Annotated in this window: 22 protein-coding genes; 6 read left to right on the top strand and 16 right to left on the bottom strand. The window is 42.0% G+C overall.

Translation table 11 applies throughout. The features are described 5' to 3' along the window. The first annotated feature begins 166 nt into the window (after positions 1 to 166). Both LDL57_RS17180 and LDL57_RS17185 read left to right on the top strand, forming a co-directional pair. Positions 167 to 1,108, top strand: a complete 942-nt coding sequence (locus LDL57_RS17180) for an Rpn family recombination-promoting nuclease/putative transposase (RefSeq protein WP_225507993.1) — start codon at positions 167 to 169, stop codon at positions 1,106 to 1,108. Position 1,109: 1 nt separating this feature from the next. Continuing rightward, on the top strand, positions 1,110 to 1,670 hold the full coding sequence (locus tag LDL57_RS17185) for a ProQ/FINO family protein (protein ID WP_225507995.1): 561 nt from the start codon (positions 1,110 to 1,112) through the stop codon (positions 1,668 to 1,670). On the opposite strand, the gene LDL57_RS17190 is transcribed toward LDL57_RS17185, so the two are convergent. The 9 genes from LDL57_RS17190 to LDL57_RS17230 all read right to left on the bottom strand — a co-directional run bounded on the left by LDL57_RS17190 (position 1,667) and on the right by LDL57_RS17230 (position 9,679). Then, a complete protein-coding gene (locus tag LDL57_RS17190; RefSeq protein WP_225507997.1) occupies positions 1,667 to 2,149 on the bottom strand; it encodes a thermonuclease family protein in 483 nt (160 codons plus the stop codon). The genes LDL57_RS17185 and LDL57_RS17190 overlap by 4 nt on opposite strands. Further along, on the bottom strand, positions 2,142 to 2,897 hold the full coding sequence (gene mobC / locus LDL57_RS17195; protein ID WP_225507999.1) for a MobC family replication-relaxation protein: 756 nt from the start codon (positions 2,895 to 2,897) through the stop codon (positions 2,142 to 2,144). The genes LDL57_RS17190 and mobC overlap by 8 nt, the downstream gene beginning before the upstream one ends. 10 nt (positions 2,898 to 2,907) lie before the next feature. Continuing rightward, entirely contained in the window at positions 2,908 to 4,635 is a 1,728-nt protein-coding gene (locus tag LDL57_RS17200) for a type IV secretory system conjugative DNA transfer family protein (protein WP_225508001.1), read from the bottom strand. A 782-nt stretch (positions 4,636 to 5,417) separates the two neighbouring features. Continuing rightward, positions 5,418 to 5,795 (bottom strand): DUF4354 family protein, encoded by a 378-nt coding sequence (locus tag LDL57_RS17205; protein WP_225508003.1) that lies wholly within the window; start codon positions 5,793 to 5,795, stop codon positions 5,418 to 5,420. Between the two features lie 166 nt (positions 5,796 to 5,961). Then, positions 5,962 to 8,043, bottom strand: a complete 2,082-nt coding sequence (locus LDL57_RS17210) for a type IA DNA topoisomerase (protein WP_375141972.1) — start codon at positions 8,041 to 8,043, stop codon at positions 5,962 to 5,964. 11 nt (positions 8,044 to 8,054) lie between these two features. After that, positions 8,055 to 8,297: a hypothetical protein gene (locus LDL57_RS17215; protein ID WP_180559735.1), complete on the bottom strand. Its 243-nt coding sequence runs from the start codon at positions 8,295 to 8,297 to the stop codon at positions 8,055 to 8,057. A gap of 120 nt (positions 8,298 to 8,417) precedes the next feature. After that, on the bottom strand, positions 8,418 to 8,984 hold the full coding sequence (locus tag LDL57_RS17220) for a DUF6012 family protein (RefSeq protein WP_225508005.1): 567 nt from the start codon (positions 8,982 to 8,984) through the stop codon (positions 8,418 to 8,420). 20 nt (positions 8,985 to 9,004) lie between these two features. Continuing rightward, on the bottom strand, positions 9,005 to 9,364 hold the full coding sequence (locus LDL57_RS17225; protein ID WP_180559738.1) for a hypothetical protein: 360 nt from the start codon (positions 9,362 to 9,364) through the stop codon (positions 9,005 to 9,007). A gap of 3 nt (positions 9,365 to 9,367) precedes the next feature. Then, positions 9,368 to 9,679: a TrbM/KikA/MpfK family conjugal transfer protein gene (locus LDL57_RS17230; protein WP_180559739.1), complete on the bottom strand. Its 312-nt coding sequence runs from the start codon at positions 9,677 to 9,679 to the stop codon at positions 9,368 to 9,370. 77 nt (positions 9,680 to 9,756) lie between these two features. Between LDL57_RS17230 and LDL57_RS17235 the strand changes: the two genes are divergently transcribed. Continuing rightward, positions 9,757 to 10,284 carry a lipocalin family protein gene (locus LDL57_RS17235; RefSeq protein WP_180559725.1) on the top strand — a complete coding sequence of 176 codons (528 nt, stop codon included), beginning with the start codon at positions 9,757 to 9,759 and terminating at the stop codon, positions 10,282 to 10,284. A 6-nt stretch (positions 10,285 to 10,290) separates the two neighbouring features. On the opposite strand, the gene pilV is transcribed toward LDL57_RS17235, so the two are convergent. Continuing rightward, positions 10,291 to 11,550 (bottom strand): shufflon system plasmid conjugative transfer pilus tip adhesin PilV, encoded by a 1,260-nt coding sequence (pilV, locus tag LDL57_RS17240; RefSeq protein WP_225507933.1) that lies wholly within the window; start codon positions 11,548 to 11,550, stop codon positions 10,291 to 10,293. 333 nt (positions 11,551 to 11,883) lie between these two features. Between pilV and LDL57_RS17245 the strand changes: the two genes are divergently transcribed. The 3 genes from LDL57_RS17245 to LDL57_RS17905 are packed head-to-tail and all read left to right on the top strand — an operon-like array spanning position 11,884 to position 12,722. Next, entirely contained in the window at positions 11,884 to 12,141 is a 258-nt protein-coding gene (locus LDL57_RS17245; protein WP_225508007.1) for a type II toxin-antitoxin system Phd/YefM family antitoxin, read from the top strand. Continuing rightward, the gene (locus tag LDL57_RS17250) at positions 12,141 to 12,572 is read left to right on the top strand and encodes a type II toxin-antitoxin system VapC family toxin (RefSeq protein ID WP_225508009.1); all 432 of its coding nucleotides are present in this window, start codon (positions 12,141 to 12,143) and stop codon (positions 12,570 to 12,572) included. Before LDL57_RS17245 ends, LDL57_RS17250 begins: the two co-directional genes overlap by 1 nt. Before the next feature lie 21 nt (positions 12,573 to 12,593). Then, positions 12,594 to 12,722 carry a hypothetical protein gene (locus LDL57_RS17905; RefSeq protein ID WP_255653938.1) on the top strand — a complete coding sequence of 43 codons (129 nt, stop codon included), beginning with the start codon at positions 12,594 to 12,596 and terminating at the stop codon, positions 12,720 to 12,722. A 208-nt stretch (positions 12,723 to 12,930) separates the two neighbouring features. Here LDL57_RS17905 and LDL57_RS17255 read toward each other — a convergent pair whose 3' ends face one another. The 6 genes from LDL57_RS17255 to LDL57_RS17280 form a co-directional block, all read right to left on the bottom strand. After that, a complete protein-coding gene (locus LDL57_RS17255; RefSeq protein WP_225507714.1) occupies positions 12,931 to 13,164 on the bottom strand; it encodes a hypothetical protein in 234 nt (77 codons plus the stop codon). A 128-nt stretch (positions 13,165 to 13,292) separates the two neighbouring features. Beyond that, positions 13,293 to 13,475 carry a hypothetical protein gene (locus LDL57_RS17260; protein WP_225507716.1) on the bottom strand — a complete coding sequence of 61 codons (183 nt, stop codon included), beginning with the start codon at positions 13,473 to 13,475 and terminating at the stop codon, positions 13,293 to 13,295. 115 nt (positions 13,476 to 13,590) lie between these two features. Further along, complete coding sequence (locus LDL57_RS17265; RefSeq protein WP_225508011.1) at positions 13,591 to 13,866, bottom strand: colicin E3-like toxin immunity protein; 276 nt, start codon at positions 13,864 to 13,866, stop codon at positions 13,591 to 13,593. A gap of 9 nt (positions 13,867 to 13,875) precedes the next feature. Continuing rightward, on the bottom strand, positions 13,876 to 15,732 hold the full coding sequence (locus LDL57_RS17270; RefSeq protein ID WP_225508013.1) for a colicin E3/pyocin S6 family cytotoxin: 1,857 nt from the start codon (positions 15,730 to 15,732) through the stop codon (positions 13,876 to 13,878). Between the two features lie 179 nt (positions 15,733 to 15,911). Continuing rightward, positions 15,912 to 16,160 carry a bacteriocin immunity protein gene (locus LDL57_RS17275; protein ID WP_225508014.1) on the bottom strand — a complete coding sequence of 83 codons (249 nt, stop codon included), beginning with the start codon at positions 16,158 to 16,160 and terminating at the stop codon, positions 15,912 to 15,914. Positions 16,161 to 16,162: 2 nt separating this feature from the next. Further along, positions 16,163 to 18,349 (bottom strand): pyocin-S2/colicin E7-DNase domain-containing protein, encoded by a 2,187-nt coding sequence (locus LDL57_RS17280; protein ID WP_225508017.1) that lies wholly within the window; start codon positions 18,347 to 18,349, stop codon positions 16,163 to 16,165. Positions 18,350 to 18,587: the final 238 nt, after the last annotated feature.

Below are 18,587 nucleotides of genomic sequence, written 5' to 3' on the forward strand. Positions count from 1 at the left end.
AGTATTTTGGAAATATTCGATAACGACTTAAGTATGCCATGTTATTATTATGGCGTTGTCCGTTAATCAACGGCAATATTTTCCCTGGTGTTGGCCAGCTATCAGCTGGTACTTTTTAGAGAAATAACGTCCAGGCGTTTAAATTATTATTTATTGAATAAATCCCATGAGTAAAAAATTCACCCCAACGCCCCACGACAGTCTATTCAAGCAGTTTTTAAGTGAAAAAGAGACGGCAAAAGATTTCTTTGATGTATGGTTACCTGATGAGATTAAATCACTTTGTGACTTAGATAGTCTCAAAGTGGAATCAGGTTCATTTATCGATAGTGAGATGAAAAAATATCAGAGTGATATTTTGTATTCTGTCAAAACCACAAAAGGAAAAGGTTATTTCTATCTCCTGATTGAAGCGCAATCATCCCCCGATAAGCTGATGGCATGGCGACTGATGCGTTATTGTATGGGCGCGATGCAAAAACATTTAGAGGCTGGCCACAAAAAATTACCCTTAGTGTTTCCTATCCTGTTTTACACAGGCGAAAAAAGCCCTTACCCCTATAGTACAGATTGGTTCGACTGCTTTAGCGGGCGGGATATTGCCGAAAAGATTTATACCAAGCCATTTAAGTTAGTTGATGTCACCACACTTGATGACGGTGAAATTATGCAGCACAAACGAATGGCTTTGCTTGAGTTAGTCCAGAAGCACATTCGCAGACGGGATATGACCGAGCTTTTGAGTGAAATTGTCAAATTATTATCGTATAATTATTACTCCGATAATCAGGTGATAACGTTGTTTAACTACCTCATTCAGGAAGGGAATGCAAAAAAACCAATGGAATTTATCACTGAAATAGCAAAACAATCAGAAAAACACGAAGGAGCACTTATGACAATTGCTCAACAAATTGAACAAATGGGTATTCAAAAAGGCAAGCTGGAAGGAATGCAAGAAGGCATCCAGAAAGGCCTTCAGGAAGGCGAAAAACAGGCCTCTCTAAAGATTGCCCGTCAACTTCTTGAAAAGGGCGTAGAGCGAGACATAGTCAAACTATCAACGGGTCTCACTGATGCTGAATTAAGAAACCTGTTTAAAGACTAAAATGACCGAACGGCAGAAATTAAGCCTCAATCGCCCTAGACGGGCTTCTGAAGAAACGACACCCAAATCCTCACCGGTTTACCAAAAAAAGATCTGGGTGAATTCTGCGCCCAAAAAACAGGTGAAAAAACCAAAACCCCAAAAGCCTGTTAAGGCAGTGACCCAAAAGCGAGTTGAAAAGCCTCAACCTGTTGTTAAGGTTAAAATCCCAAAACCACCGAAACCGCCTAAAAAACGGTTGCCGTTAGCAGAAGCAATTTCCCAAATTAGCCTCTTTTGGCCAGCCCTGTTTCCTGAACATCAGTTGAGACCGATGACAATCGGGACTCAACAAGCAATGTGGCAGGAAGTGAAGGTGAAGGGGTTACCGCTCACTAAAAAGCGCTTAAGAGCCTGTTTAAATAGCATTGGACACCACGTCGATTATCGCGCCCTTATTCAGTTGGGTGCTAGTCGTTATGACAAAGACGGACAGGTGGCAGGCGAGGTTACCCAGGCGGATGTTGACGATAATCTACAGCGTCTGGCCAGACTAAACAAACCTATTTCCACAACCCCTTAATCTGATTTTTTATCGGATTTCTGCTTGCGCCACATCCATGGCTCGATGGGACTTTTCGATGACCACAGCCCAATATTCGCTTGCCGTGCCTTTTTCTCGAGAGCCAAAAACCGGAAATCAGTCGCCCGTCCATGGCACCGATATGCCCACGCCAAGCCGGATTTAACCTGTTCGGCATTGATGTTTTTGCCTGCAATGATTAAGGTGCCCAACCAACGTCCAAACCTATCCTGTTTTTCTGTCATCACTTCAGCCTGCTTTTTCGCGCTCAGGTGAAGCAGGTTTTGTTTTGAACGCCTTCCAAAGGGTTGACCTAACTCTGGGGCATCAATACCAATGAGGCGCACTTTGACCAGTTTTCCTTCCATGAGGACGTAAATAGTATCACCATCAATAACATTAACAACACGTCCAGAAAAATTAGCAAAACCAAAAGAAGGAATGAGCAAGAGAATGAGAAGATAACCCTTTTTAGTCATGGTGATTTCCCGTGTTTTTTTCCAGCTCTTCAATGGTCCGAAATAAAAACATCTCTCTGTTTTTAGCATCAAAAGGAACGGGCACGTTATGGCGAATGACAGTTTTGATCCCCTCGAACAGTTTGAGGATAGCCTGTTTGTTTTTTTCATCCGGCAGTACATACATCGCATAATGCCAGTGATTAGCATCACTGGCGGCAAGATGGCTATTAATAATATTGATATAACGGGCTCGAGTTTTCATGGTTCGCTCCGTTTCAATGGCGATGATGGCGCCATTACTCAAGGTGATAACCCCATCGGGTCGATGTTTTATCCCCCGATAGCGCGCGTTAAATTCACCGCGATCGCCGTTAAGCCATTGACTGCCGCCTTTTGCTTCCAGCGCCACTCTCACCCGTTGATTCAGTAAGCGATGCTCCATTGACCAGTATTTCAATTTTGACGGTTCAAAATAATGAGGAAAGGTTTTATCTTCAGGTGAAACCACTTTGACTAAACCTTGCAGGGTGATCCCCCAAATCGTCAGTTTTCGCTTTAAGTTTGGGATTTCGTGTTTGATTAATAGCCTTTCATTAACAGCGCGATTTAATACTTTGTACAAAGGGCTGTGAGCGTTAGGACTAAAACCTAATACTTTCCTCAAAATGGTAAAGTCAGAATACGTTTCTTCTTTTAGAAAATTAAGCAGCAAAAACAGTTTGGTGGCCGTCGCTTCTTTTCTTTTTACAACGTCGTGAATAAGCATTTTAAGTCCCTTATAAATTAATGACAGGTTTCGGCTGAGAGGTGTCGGGGTTTTCCGTGTTATTGTTATAACAAAGCACATTGATGTGGGTTTTCTTGGCTGGAATATGTGAAAGTTTTGTTGCTTTCGCCAAGTCGTTTTGGGTGAAGGCAAAACCAACGAAAGGGGGAAGATTAAGCAACATATTGCAATCAATGTAATATCGCTCTGCTTGACGGATAGTTCTATCGGTATCAATTTTTTCTGTTAACGTCATATCCGTTTTGACTTTTCGGATTTCATCGTCAACCAGAATTGAGCCTGTCATTTTGGCTACCCACTCGGCGGTATCCGGATCCCGCAGACGGTAAACCAACATGAATTTACAGTTTTCGATGACCGAACCTGCAACGGCTTCACCATCAAGATCAGCAGGGCAATCATACAAATCTTTAATCGATTGATGCGCCATGATGATATGAACACCTTTATCCCGCGCGGCGCCAAGTCCTTCCAAAGCAGGGCGGGAAAGGTGATATTTCAGTTCGTCTAAAAATATGGTGACTGGTCTGGGTTTACTATTTATTCTGTCACGAGTTTCCGCAATCTGAATGAGGCGGGTTAAAATCATTCGCTGCGCAGAGATAATTTTTTGATTGCGCATGGAGCCGATAATGTAGCAACATCCGCCTTCATCAAAAATTGTTTTTAAAGAAAACCCTTTTTTGGCATTAATTGAGTTCACCAGCGCGATTTCTTCAAGCTCACCATAAAAAGCGGGCACATCTTCTTGCAAGGAACGGACAAAATCACTATTAAACAGATCTTGCAACGTCATCCCCTGTTTGTGAATTCCCGCCGTGTTTCTTGCTGCCCGTCGGTCGGCAATACGGTAAAAGTCTGCTCCCTCACCTTTTTTTGCCAAACTAAAGCCGGCGTTGAATAACTCTTCAAGTTGTTCATGCGAAATATCAGCGAGCAAATCAAGTTGATGGCTTAAATCATTCAAATTAATCAATACAAAGCGTTTTCCCGCTTTTTCACAGGCCGCTTTTAAAACATGAGGTGCCCACTCGTCATTTTTGGGATCTTCTACAAAAACAGCCTCATTTAACAAAATCGCCTGATAAATTAAAACTGATGCACTCACGCCTTTTCCGGAACCTGTGGTTCCTATGATGTCAGCGTGCTGTGATTGAAATTCCTTGATTGAGATATATTGAGGACAATTGCTTTTATCTAACCCGATGAAAATCCCTTTTTCCAAATCAATAAAAGTGAGCGGATCGTAAGACACACTAACCGGTAACATTTCTTTTACTTCTCTGACGTCGGTACGGGTATTTCTTTCTAGTTGGCTTTTTTTGATAATTTTGTGTTTGAGTGAATCAATTTCACCCGCCAAGAGCCGCCGGATGATCAGATGAAAGATGAGGCCGGCGCCAGTGAACATAAATGTTAACCCCCAAAGTGAAAACCTAAATACACTATCTTGATTGAGTGATTTAAAAAATAAACTGAGGCCTTGGATGGTTAAAGGGGAAAGCGTGCCAAAGATTAAAAAAAAGAGTGAAGTTGAGGAAATGGCTTTTAACCAAAAAGGGGCTTCTTTTCTTTCCTCGCGCGGCAAGTGAAAAATAAAAGGAAGTGTGAGACCGGCAAAAATCGCCAGCAGAAAGGGATTGTTTTGCAAGAACAAAAGAAAAACAACAAAGGCATCAGCAAAGCCGTTTAGGCGTTGGAGAAGATGAGAATGCATAAGAAATTTTCCGTCTGAAAAACATGATGAGTGGGGTCAATGACTGGAGTCAGCTTATCGAGTCATGGATTGACTCTTTGGTCTGACTCCATAAATTGACTCCACAAAAAAGAAAAAGAATTGAGCGCTTTTGGCGCTCATGCCCCTATCACTAGTTTCCACTTACCCGCCGACCGGTGGTCGACGACTTAGCGTAAATCCTTGTTATAGTGGCAAAAGCGTGTGCCATTTCGTTTGGGCTGGACGCCCGCTCTGCTTGTCACATGGTGGCAATGATTCCGCTGGACGCTACATCAAAGCCCCCAACATCAACTACGGCACACCGTCGCGCGCTACGCACGACCACCCCCTTTGAGACGCCGTTTTAAACCGCTTTTTCTTCGCAAGCTTGAAAAATCGGAAAACTGGCTTCAAAGAGGGTGGTCGTGCCACGTCGATATATCGACTTAGTCTCGACGGTGTGCGGGGCTTTGCCCCCCACTGCGGTACGCGCTAGGTCGCGCTAAAACGTGTGGGCACGTTTTCCCTTGTGGCTCCCCCCGGCTGCAGCAATTTTCACTCTGTGAAAATGTTTGCAGTGAAGCGCTGGATACGTAAGCTTAACAATTTCTTCGAAATTGAACCTTACTACAGCGCCTCACTTATTATTTTAACGCTTAACAATTTTTTCAAAATTGAAGCTTAAAATAATAAGCCTTAAAAAACACGCTTTTTGGGGAGGAATTATAAGAAGTGGTTTTGTGGATGATTTTTCTTTTTAGGGCGCTTTGCACCCTGTTTTTTTATTTACAATGGGTAGATATCTTTATTAAATTTGCATTATGAACGGCGCCGTCTTTTGACGAAAAAACTACCATGCCTTTAAGGAGCTTTCCAGATTTTAATTCACCTTTAACTAAGTCTTCATCTACAGTGTCTAGTTTAAATTCTTTACCTTCAATTGAAAAAGCTTTAAGACAGGTATGAGCTAAATCAATTGGATTTCCGCTGTTTGATAATGCAATTTCAAACTGTTTTGTATAAAAGTTTTTTTCTCCTGCTGAAATACTTCCTTTCGCTTTTTCTGTCGCTATTACCATGATATTATCTAATGTATGAGCCAAAGCTGTAAAACTAAAACAACTAATTAATAATGCAGCTATTAAGTTTAGGTTTTTCATTTTGTTCCCTTTATATATTATTTGTATTCAATTTTTCATTAATACATGAATTATGATTTTAAATCAAAAAATTTAACGTAGATTTAAATCCATAACTCATCGTTTTTAACGGCAGTAAAAAAATTAGCGGTTACTTTCAAATTCAAAAACGAGCTTACCGCTTTTTTCAAGTTTCAATTTTGCATCGAAATAAACCTTTAATTATGCCCGTTTTTCCTTTCTGAATCAGGGTTTCAACCTGTTTGGTGGTAAGCTTTTTTTCTGCTACCGTAGACCAGATTTTAAAATCACAGCCGGTACAGGCAAAAAGTTTGGGACGCACCACAATATACTTACCACAATTGGAGCACGGAGTAGCTAACCTTTCTACCTGTCCCCCGTTGGGTTTTACTTCACCTTTGATTTCGCTGACATTAACCGTTATCACCAGTTTTCTCAGGTTGTCGAGTAGTGTATTCACAAACTCCTCAACGGTTTGATTACCCTGCTCGATATCGCTTTGTTGTGCTGACCAGAGTGCGGTCATATCGGGCAAGGTTGCTGACTCTGGTAGTGCACGGAAAAAGGCCACGCCAGTTTCTGTGGGAAGCAGTTTGCCTTTTTCTTCACGGATGAACTGACGGTTTTTCAGTTTTTCCAGCATATCCGAACGGGTGGCTGGTGTTCCAATGCCGCCGTGCTCATCCTTTTTGTCTTTATCCTTGTCTTTTAGCAGTTTTTTGATTTTTTCATCTTCAACAAAATCCGCTACCCGCACCAGCGCTGCCAGTAGTGTGGCTTCGGTGAATAATGGCGGTGGTGTGGTTTTCTTCTCATTCACCGTGACGGCGTCACAATTACCCCGTTGTCCCGTGCGTAATGCCTGTAGCACCTCAAATGCGCTGTCCGGCATCACCTCATCGCTGACGTCAGACGCGTCACCTTTGAGAAAGGCGCTAAATCCGGCATCCACCGTTTTTGTTGCGCGTGCGCTAAAGGTTTCACCGTCAACCTCAACGACAACTGAGGCTTCCAGATAACGCTTGTTGTGCATGAACTGCACGAGATAATGTTGCGCGATAGCCAGATAAACCAGCCGTTCATGCTCACTGAGGGCGGTTAATACCAGTACATTGGCGGTCGGGATAATCGCGGTATGTGCCGTGACCTTGCCACTGTCAAACGCCTTGCTTTTCTGGCTCGTGACAAGTGAAAGTCCGTTAAAATCGCTAATGCCTTGCAGCGCCTCAAGCACCTGTGGCGCTTCATTAAACTGCTCATCAGACAGATAGGAACAATCAGAACGGTTATAGGTGATGGCTTTGTATTTCTCTCGTAGCTGCTGGGTGATTTCCAGTGTTTTTGCGGCTGTCATTTTGTGCTGACGGTTCATTGTCTGCTGCAATCTCACCAGATTGAACGGAAGTGGCGGCGAGGTTTCTTTCTCCTGTACGCCAGCGGCCTTTATATCGGCATCCTTGCAGCGCAATCTTGCGGCGAGGTCATCAGCATAACGTTTACTGGTAAGACGCTTCTTGTCGTCCTGAGGCGCATTTTCGTTGACCTTCCAGTTGGCTGAAAATTGTTGACCGTTCACCAGAAAATCACCAACCAGTGAGTAGTAAAAGCTTGGCGTGTGCGACTGATTGGCGAGGTAGCGGCGCACTATCAGCCCTAAAATGGGCGTTTGTACCCGTCCTACCGACAAGACACCCCGATATCCGTTTTTGCGTCCCTCGATGGTATAGGCGCGCGTCATGCTCAAGCCGTAAATCAAATCGCCCGCAGCGCGGGCTAAAGCTTTGCGGTAAACCCCTTTAAACTGGTGATTGTCTTTCAGTTGGGCTAGCGCCTTTTTAACGGCAGCGTCGGTGTTATCGTTAATCAGCAAACGTTTAACGGGTTTTTGATTCCCAGCGTACTCAAGTAACTCTTCGACCAGCAATTGCCCCTCATCGTCTGGATCGCCTGCGTGGACAATCACATCTGCCCTTTTGATGAGGTTAATCACCGTTTGGGTATGCCCTTCCTTGCCGGCTATCGGCTCATAGCGCAGCGGGTAAAGCTGCAAGGGTAAATCTTCGGCTTTCCACTGCGCATAAGTGGAATTATACGCTTCTGGCTCAATGGATTTAAGCAAATGCCCATAGCACCAAGTCACAACATTATCGGCGGACTCAAGATAGCCGTCTTTTTTCTGGAAATTGCCCCCTAGCGCTTTGGCAATATCCTTCGCCACAGCGGGCTTTTCTGCTATATATAGGTTCATTTTTTTCTCTCTTATTTGGTTTGTTGGATTTCTTGATTTTCATTTTCGATAAAATCAAGGGAGAAAAATCTTTGTGTCAGTTCGTCGTCAATAAAGCGCAAATCATTTTCATTGCTCGTTAAATACGTGGTTGAAAATAACCTAGCTTTATTGAGCAAATCATTGGTGTTGGTGAAGAAATAAGGTGCTCGTTGATTAATTTCATTAAGAACATGATTAACATTATCGTTTTTGTTTTTTAATTGATTTTTCATCAACGCTACAGGCAGAGCTTCTATCTCGGATATCGCGGTGCTCGTGGGTTTCAGCGTATATTCATAAGGCGCAACATTTGCGATGAACGCATCATCAGGAGAAGGGAATCGTTGATTCCCTTAAAAAGGTACTGTAATGCGTTGAGATTCAATTGTGGGTATTGGAAAGAATTCAGTTCTTTCATTGATAAAACCGTCATCACTAACCAAATTATAAATTAGCCGCTGTTGTTCTCGTTGACTTTCTTTCTTATTTTCAAGAATCGGCAACATGCGCGGTTGATTAGTTGCAGGTAGCCAGTTTTCATGGATTTCGCTTTTTCGTGATAAAAACGGGGTGTCATAAAATGCATTCCACATCATGATTTCAGAAGTGATAGCATCAAAATCTGAGTCAAGAATATGAAAGTGTATTTTGTGGGTAGCAATTTCTCCGTTAACCGCCCATCGGGTTATTTGGGTGAAATTGGTTAGTTTTTTATCGGTTTCAATAAAAATACCGTTAATAGCCTTACGCCCTTTTTTCCGGCAAGCAATTTGATAACATTTATTTGGGTAGGGTGTACGGGCAACAATATCAACGCCACCCTTTAATGTGAGGTTTAATTCGGGTACAGATACATCAATCAAATCAAGTTGCACATCACTGTAGCGTAAGTAATACCGTGGCGAAAGATGTAGTAGCATTTCAATCATCCTTATCATAGTTAGGCTGGATTCAATTTCGATGGAAAGCTAATCACAAATTCATCAGCATCTCCTTTGCCGAGACTAAAGAGAGGCTTTAGGCGTTCTTCTAACTCAAATTCATTTCTGAAAGCGCGCACATCACGAATAAAGCAGGACATATACAGGTACTTCTCATCTTTGAACATGCCTTGCAAATCCTCTCCATGCAAAAGTACATAATTACTGATGCGGTCGTACAAATCAGGATCTTTTACTGTAATTTCTGCGCCAATATCTGCTATCACTTTATCTGTTTTCAAATAGTCCCATAGGATAACTTCCCTGCCAATCCGGGTATTAAAGCGTTCTTTATCGGATTTACTGAATTTTCCATTCATTTTTCAACCTCTCATTTTGCCAAATTGTTTCATGATGTCGCTGACAACAGCCGGATCTGCTGTTGGACATCCGCCAAGAAAATCTCGCCGTTTAACAAAAGTTTTCCATGGACGAAAACCATGCCGACCAAATTTTTTAAGTGAAAAAAATTTACGCACAGCGCCATTGCATTCACTTTGATTGTTACCTTGTAATTTTCCGTACATACACAACACAACGGTACACGGGTCATCAGAATCAATTTTTTCCTGGGCAGAAAGGGGGTAACTGGCTGCAAGTAATAGCCATGCAGCCGATAAAAAGGTTTTTTTCATAACAACTTTCCTATTTGGTTTGTTTGAATTACGCTGATTGCGTATTTGATGCAAAATGCTTATAAGGATGACGAGACATGAAAATATTGAGAAATCTCTATTTACTAATATCTTCTTTGCTATCTCTGTCTTGTAGCGTGTCGGCGCCAAAGGGTGTAAAAGCTGTAGAAAATTTTGATTTGAATCAATATCTCGGGCTCTGGTACGAAATTGCCCGACTAGACAATCGTTTTGAGCGTGGCTTAGAACGGGTTACCGCCAATTACATGCTTAATCCCGACGGGAGCGTGAAAGTCATTAATCGGGGATTTTTGCCCGAGCTGCATCAATGGCGAAAAAGTATAGGTAAAGCAAAATTTATAGGTTCCCCGAAAAAGGGGTCACTGAAAGTTTCTTTCTTCTGGCCGTTCTATGGTGGCTACCATGTGATAGCGCTCCATCCAGAATATCGTTATGCCTTGGTGGCAGGACCAAGTCGAAACTATTTATGGCTGCTTTCACGCACACCCAGGCTCGAGACGGCGGAAACGGAGTCTTTGCTAAATCTTGCCAGAGAACTTAATTTCCCCGTTGATAAATTGATATGGGTGAATCAGGATGCGTAGAATTTTTTAATTAATGCAAATTGCTTCACATTGGAAGTGCACAAAACTCGGCGGGCTACCCGATAAAATCCAGTTTTTATGCTCATCTGGTTTCACATGACAGGCGACATTGCTAAAATATTGCCCCGGCAAGTTAAATCCAGCAATCGCACAGAACTCGTGTGAGCCAATATTTTTAGCACCTGAATTGGTTTTATGATAGGAAACAGGACCCAGTCCAGTCGTTTTGGTCCACCTGCCGGTTTGACAGGAAAGAACTGCCCCTTTAGCATCCCGACTCACTAATCCACTGGTTGGACAGGACGAACCTTCAACGACGACTTTCTCGAGCTGTAAAAAATCTCCGGTTGATAAGCGGCCCTCTGCGCGAACCGTACCGCCTTTTAACTGTCCTCCAGTATAAATACTTTTGTTGTTGACAGCGCGTATCCACTCTTTATCCGTCATATAAAATCCGCCCCCATGTTTGGTATTTATCCAACCTTTATTATCCTGCGTGACCAGCCAGCCACCCTGACTTTTTATATCCCCGTTTGCGGTGACGGTTTTACTAAAAACCCCTTCTTTGGCATTAACAGCATTGGCATTATTAAGATTGTTACCACCCATATCGATATGGGTGTGCATACGGTTTAACTCAGGCTTGTGCTTTACCTGAAAACGATACAGCCGGTCGCTTTCCTGCAACACGCTACCCAATATTTCTGACGATAGGGCTATGGCAATATGTCCAAATCGACAATCAAGGCCAAAATCCTTTGGCTGGCTTATCCAGCCACCGTAAGCCCCGATGGCGAGGTTTCTTTCATCCACAAACCCACCCATACCGTTAATTTGAGCGGCGATACGGCGCATCCCTTTTTCGGTTAGATTTTCACCATTAACACTACAGGTTAATGCCTGCAAGGCGGGAGGTCTTTTCTGGTTGTTTCTGACAATCCCAGTGACGTATTGTTGACCAAAGGGGTTTTTGTCGGAAAAACCTTTCTGGAGATATCCTTTTTTAATGAGCAGGGCATTATTAAGCGTAGATTTTGGTTGTGTTAACAGTTCATCATAATGGTCAGCGATATAGTGCTTCGCAGCTTCATTAAACTCGCTGAAATGGCGAGCGGAAACTATCCACTCCTGTTCTTCCAGAAATTCGCTGTATTTTTCAGCACCCCACAACGCGAGCAAGGCCATAATCACCAGGACGCCGAGAACTTCCAACGCGATAAATCCTCGGTCGATTTCTTTTATTCTGTTTTGATGTATTTTTGACATAGGTGTTCCTCGTAATTATAACGAATCGTTTTTTAAAGTGGACTTAAAGGAGGTAGGAAGGCGGCAACACTTAATTTGCTAAAATAGGATGCTATTTAACATAATGGTGGTTATCGGCACTTGGATTTTAGCTTTCAGGCAAAAATTACCGCGAAAGGCTTAAAAAGACACGTTTTCTCATCGGAAAAATACAATTTTTGAATATAACATTTTGTTAACAATTGACCGTTATTCAAGTTCACGCGATTTTGGGGCCAAAAGGGTTATTTTTGCATTTTTAAGCAAAATGTAGTAATGTAGGTATAAATAAGATATTATAAAGAGGAATTCCCCATGACTATTACAACTATTTCTAGTCGAGAATTTAATCAAGATGTAAGTAAAGCAAAACGAGCGGCTTTATCTGGACCTGTTTTTATTACAGACAGAGGACATACAGCACACGTTTTATTATCTGTAGAGGAATATAAAAAAATAACAGATAAAAAGGAAAGTATTGTAGATTTACTGGCTATGCCAGAAGCCTCAGAAATTGAATTTGAATCACCACGATTAAATACAAACTTATATCATTCAACGGACTTTTCTTAATGTACCTTCTTGATACTAATGTTATTTCTGAGCTCAGAAAAGCAAAATCAAATAGAGCTGATAAAAAGGTTATTGCTTGGGCAAAGAGTGTTTCTGCTTCAAGAATGTTTTTGTCAGTCATTACAATCTTAGAATTGGAAACGGGGATCTTATTGGTGGAGCGCAAAGATCCTACACAAGGAGCAATACTTCGTTCTTGGCTTAATTTGCATGTCTTACCTACATTTTTAGAACGAATCATTCCAATGGATACCGCCGTCGCTCAACGCTGCGCAAAACTCCACATTCCTGATCCCCGTTCTGATAGAGATTCGATTATTGCAGCAACTGCACTCGTGCATGACTTAACGGTAGTAACTAGAAATGTATGCGACTTTTCCGCTACAAAGGTTGATATACTCAATCCATGGAAGTTCTCTACAAAAAAATAAAGAACCGCTGCAAGGGTATTAATGCTGCGCCTGAACACAAAAACGGGGCAAACGGAAGGCAGCGAAAGTCGTCATCCTGTTGCCACCGTTTTGGATACCCTAATCTTCTTACCAGTAAAACAAACCCCGCCAAAAAGACAGCACCTATAATGACCCAGAGCACAATAGGTAAAACAGCAAACAACTGCTGTTTAAAAATAGCCTTGGGGTAGGATATTTTCCCTTTTGCAGGCAGACCCAAGAAGAGCGTTGTTTAGCTACATGAAAGAGCATAGAATGCCTTAACGTAGTTCCCTGTACTTTACCGCAAACTATCCGCTCTTCATCTTAAGAAGAGGTGTATTTAGTTGGAATTGAGTTAGTGTGTATCCTTGTAAGGAACAGTAATTAATCCTTCACTTGTTTCATTTATACAATAAGCATTTTTGTTCGGATGGTTCCAACACACTCTTGTTTTTCCATTAATTTTATCTGTAAAAAAATCTATTTTTGAAGCGGGTATATATTTATCATTGTCATTATCAATAGCTAAGGAAGGAGAGCTGAATCCAGGCAATGCTAATATAATAAGTACTTTGAATAATGATTTCATAATTGATCCTTCGGAAATAAATAATAATCATTATCAGTATTTCATGCTTATCATTAACAACTCAACAATATAAATGTAAATACAATAAAATATCATAAATAGAGTTTTTTTTAATTTTTTATATGAGTTCATAACAATGAAACCACCGTACTATCTGGTGAAGTGACATTCAAGAATCCTTTAGATAAACCCACTAAAAAAGCTTTCTCCTGGAGTCTGGCATAAAGCCACGATGCGCCAATTAATATTGATCCTATCCAAAAAGAAAGCCAACAAATAGCCGAGGTAAACGGCATTGTATTATAACGCATAAAATAAATATTCCCTCAATTCAACTTGAAAACGTTGATCTGATTTATCAACGGATTTTCCTTTCGAGACAAGGCTAGATATTAAATCTTTCTGCATTATTATTAAACAATAAAACTACGTTTGTTTATTATTATCTGGCCAGTCTTCTCGATACACAAAAGAAACAAAATAATCATAATAGTCGTATTTTATTTTATGGTTGAAATATGGTTGAAGAATTTTTATCCAATTCATTGCAATATCAAATGCACCATTATTTATTGTGCCTTTGATTGGTAGCCCAAGTAGTTCAATAACGGTCCCATTTTCTCCTAAATCGATTGAATATTCTTCACCAATACATACTTCAGTGGATTTATCAAACCATGATAACTGTAATTTTAATCCCATAATATCACCTTATAGATATTTCTTGATGTTTCGCCCAAGTACAGCGGGTTTTGTTTGCATTCCGGTTTTATAATCAAAACTACCAATATGCTGCCCATCACTGGCTCTGTAACCTTCTAGCTCACCGTGTTGATAGTCCCATTCATATATTCTTCTACCTTTAGCATCTATCCAGCGTTCCCTTTTTCCACCGCTATTTTGTCTAGGGGTTTTGTTCGTTCTTCTTGTAAGCCCAACTAAGCCAGTTATTTCTTCTGTTTTAGGGTGATGATGGTAATCGTGTCCTGCAGCTTTAACGCCCTCTCTTATTTTACTAAACATCACATAAAGGGGTTGATAACCGTTTTCAAGGGGAGGCACGGTGACCGGTGTTTCGACATCAGGCGGAATGAGATTAGGATAAACCCTGACAATAGGGTTTTTGACAGGTTGGTTGTTACCGGTGTTAAGTATCACCACCTGTTGTTTTTCAGGGTGCAGTAATGGCCCTAACCCTTGAGTACCTGGGGCGTTAATGGGGCTGATTAATATTGTTCTTCCCTGGTTGCCCTGTTCATCAGGTAAGGTAATACCATACAGTCCGGTGGCGGGGTTAATAACGCTTTCTACTACCCAGACCCGCGCCTCCTTGCCACCCTTGCCTATTTCTGTTTCCCAATGACCCGGCTTATAGGTTTCCAGGCTGCCGTTAAGGGAGTTCCACTCATAAATCGTATCCCCTGTGGTATTTGCCCAGCGGGGTTTTTGACTCACGCCATCATCAAGTGGGGTTTTAGCAGGGCTTGCCTGTAAACCTAAATAATCGGTCAGTAATTGTGTGGCCGGCGGCGGATAATACGGGTTATTGGGGGACTTTATGCCTTGATTCGTGGTTAAAAGTTGGTTTAATTCATTTTTAAGTTTAGCTTCAGCAGCCCTTATGCGTGCTTGCGCCTGCTGTCTGGAGGATGCGAACGTTTGCAGTCTTGTTGTCTGTTGGCTTATTTTTTTATTAGTATCCAATAAACGTCGTCCGAGATTTTCATAAGCATCTTTGGTAATAACAATCCCCGGCACGTTGTTAAATGAAGCTTTACTGTTTTCTCTTTTCATTACCTCAGTGGAGTAGGCGCTTATTCCTTTTCCAAGCAAAATATCAACGAGAGATTTATCTTTAATGGCAATTATTCGCTGTGTCTTTGAAAGCTGTTGGGATGATTGTTGATAGGTTAATGGGTATTTTGCGGGATTAGATAACGTCCTACCTTCTGGTGTTGCTTTAAGTTTGTTTAGCGCCGCAAGTTCAGTTTGATATTGTCTGTTAAGGGTCGCGAGCGACTGATTGGCAATTGCTAATCCTTTTTGCGCCTGCTCGATAGTGTTTTGACTGCGCGCGCCATACATAACATACACCGGCTCCATGTTTGCTGCTTCTGGATAAACTAAAATAGCATCCTGAAAAGGGATGGCGCCTGATGCAGAAATTTGGGTGGCGTCTGAAAACGGTGAGCGAACAGAAACGGGCGTCCGAGGTAAGGAAGATACTAAAGGTGGCTGCCCCTCCAGTGAAGATGTTATAGAGGGCGCGGTCACAACCTGAATGCTTGCGGATTGGGCATTCGTCTTTGGCAGAGAATGAACATATAATCCGCTGGCAGCATCTTTTACCGCTGAGATGACTTTAACCGGGGTAGCATTCTGCGGTCTCACTGCCATCACCTCAACCTTATCATTGGACATCACAAGACGACCCCTTACCGGTAAGGCGATTTCACCGGTGGTGGTGGCCTGGTGAAGTTGTTGTTTATCGTTAAGGCCAATTGTTTTTGCAGGAATAGAAAGAGAAAGGAACTGGTCAAGGGTTTTGCCTTGTGCTAAAGACCCCATTTATCAGCGGTTCACCCTTTCTAAACAAGGCAAGATATTAAGTCTTTTTTATTATTAAATAATTAAACTCCATTTGTTAATTTTTTATCTTCTGGCCAAGTCTTCTCGATAGACAAAATAATCGTAATAAACATATTTTATGTTTATAACTGGGTTGAAGGATTTTAATCCTATTGTCTTTATTCAGGCTTGAACCCTGGTTTTCCATTTTTGGCGCGCCATTCTTTTATACAGTTTAAAATGCCTTCTGGACTATCATCTTTTGGATAAAAGAGAATATCAGTTCCATCTGGGTGTTCTGCTGCGTTAATAATTTCATGAACTATTGAATCTCTTTCCTCTTCACTATTAAAACCACCATCAAAAAGTGATTTTATCAATTTTAGAAATTCATTCTCTGTATAATCAGAATATTTTTTTGATTTCACAATTACGATCCTTTTTTTGAATGAATGCTTATATGCCTTTTGGGTGTTAAAACGCTTAAATTATCCAAATTATATACTTCACCACCATCTTTTATTGGTTTTATATGATGTATTTCATATTTTTCTCTACCTCCAACTTGTTCATTTTTAGGAGAGAATGGAGAAAGTCCATCTCGCATACCCGATTGGTTTATTCCCTTAAACTGCCCACTCAACTCCGGATCTTTAGCTACCTCTTGCCAAAAAGTCTTACGGAACTGATCGAAACTGGCAAATTCTTTACCTCTTAATTTATCAGCTATCTGGCTAGGTATTGGCGCGCCAAGTTCGTCTCCTGCTTTATCTAACCAAATTCCAGTTATTGCCTTTCCGTTACCTGTCACCACTCCAGGCAGGTAGCGAGGGTTATTAAACATCACATAAAGGGGTTGATAACCGTTTTCAAGGGGAGGCACGGTGACCAGTGTTTCGACATCAGGCGGAATAAGGTTAGGATAAACCCTGACAATAGGGTTTTTGACAGGTTGGTTGTTACCGGTGTTAAGTATCACCACCTGTTGTTTTTCAGGGTGCAGTAATGGTCCCAGTCCTTGAGTACCTGGGGCGTTAATGGGGTTGATTAATATTGTTCTTCCCTGGTTGCCCTGTTCATCAGGTAAGGTAATACCATACAGTCCGGTGGCGGGGTTAATAACGCTTTCTACTACCCAGACCCGCGCCTCCTTGCCACCCTTGCCTATTTCTGTTTCCCAATGACCCGGCTTATAGGTTTCCAGGCTGCCGTTAAGGGAGTTCCACTCATAAATCGTATCCCCTGTGGTATTTGCCCAGCGGGGTTTTTGACTCACGCCATCATCAAGTGGGGTTTTAGCAGGGCTTGCCTGTAAACCTAAATAATCGGTCAGTAATTGTGTGGCCGGCGGCGGATAATACGGGTTATTGGGGGACTTTATGCCTTGATTCGCGGTTAAAAGTTGGTTTAACTCATTTTTAAGTTTAGCTTCAGCAGCCGTTATACGTGCTTGCGCCTGCTGTCTGGAGGTTGTGAACGTTTGCAGTCTTGTTGTCTGTTGGCTTATTTTTTTATTAGTATCCAATAAACGTCGTCCGAGATTTTCATAAGCATCTTTGGTAATAACAATCGCCGGCACGTTGTTAAATGAAGCTTTACTGTTTTCTCTTTTCATTACCTCAGTGGAGTAGGCGCTTATTCCTTTTCCAAGCAAAATATCAACGAGAGATTTATCTTTAATGGCAATTATTCGCTGTGTCTTTGAAAGCTGTTGGGATGATTGTTGATAGGTTAATGGGTATTTTGCGGGATTAGATAACGTCCTACCTTCTGGTGTTGCTTTAAGTCGGTTTAGTGCTGCAAGTTCAGTTTGATATTGTCTGTTAATCGTATCTAGCGACTGATTGGCAATTGCTAACCCTTTTTGCGCCTGCTCGATAGTGTTTTGACTGCGCGCGCCATACATAACATACACCGGCTCCATGTTTGCTGCTTCTGGATAAACTAAAATAGCATCCTGAAAAGGGATGGCGCCTGATGCAGAAATTTGGGTGGCGTCTGAAAACGGTGAGCGAACAGAAACGGGCGTCCGAGGTAAGGAAGATACTAAAGGTGGCTGCCCCTCCAGTGAAGATGTTATAGAGGGCGCGGTCACAACCTGAATGCTTGCGGATTGGGCATTCGTCTTTGGCAGAGAATGAACATATAATCCGCTGGCAGCATCTTTTACCGCTGAGATGACTTTAACCGGGGTAGCATTCTGCGGTCTCACTGCCATCACCTCAACCTTATCATTGGACATCACAAGACGACCCCTTACCGGTAAGGCGATTTCACCGGTGGTGGTGGCCTGGTGAAGTTGTTGTTTATCGTTAAGGCCAATTGTTTTTGCAGGGATAGAAAGAGAAAGGAACTGGTCAAGGGTTTTGCCTTGTGCTAAATCACTGCCTTCTCCCGCTTTAGGTGGATAAAGAATAGAGGCTACCACAAACCCTCTTGATACCGCCATCGCGGCAGTGTCCGCTGCCGCACTTAATGGCGCAAGGTTAGCTGCTGCACTTGATAACAGACGAGAAGCCGATGCGTTAAGCGTATTTATCGCATTAGTAAATTGGTTGAGTAACGAAACGCCTGAAGGGTTGGTCAATACCAAACTGCCGGCACCAGCAGAAGACAAAACCGGTGCTATTTGAGCTGAGTTACCGATGATGGCTAATGAATTAGACTTTTAAGTAAAGTGCGGGCATGATTTTCTTCTTCATTTAACTTCCCTTCATGAAAGCTTCTTGTTTTATAGCATAATCAAACGCGGGATTACCAAATGTTGGATATAAATTTTCCAGACTGGAAAAACCGCTTAACGGATTTAAGGGGTTACCGGCGATGCCCTTACCACGATAACGTCATCCGCCCCC

Source organism: Arsenophonus apicola (assembly GCF_020268605.1).
Classification (GTDB): Bacteria; Pseudomonadota; Gammaproteobacteria; order Enterobacterales; family Enterobacteriaceae; genus Arsenophonus; species Arsenophonus apicola.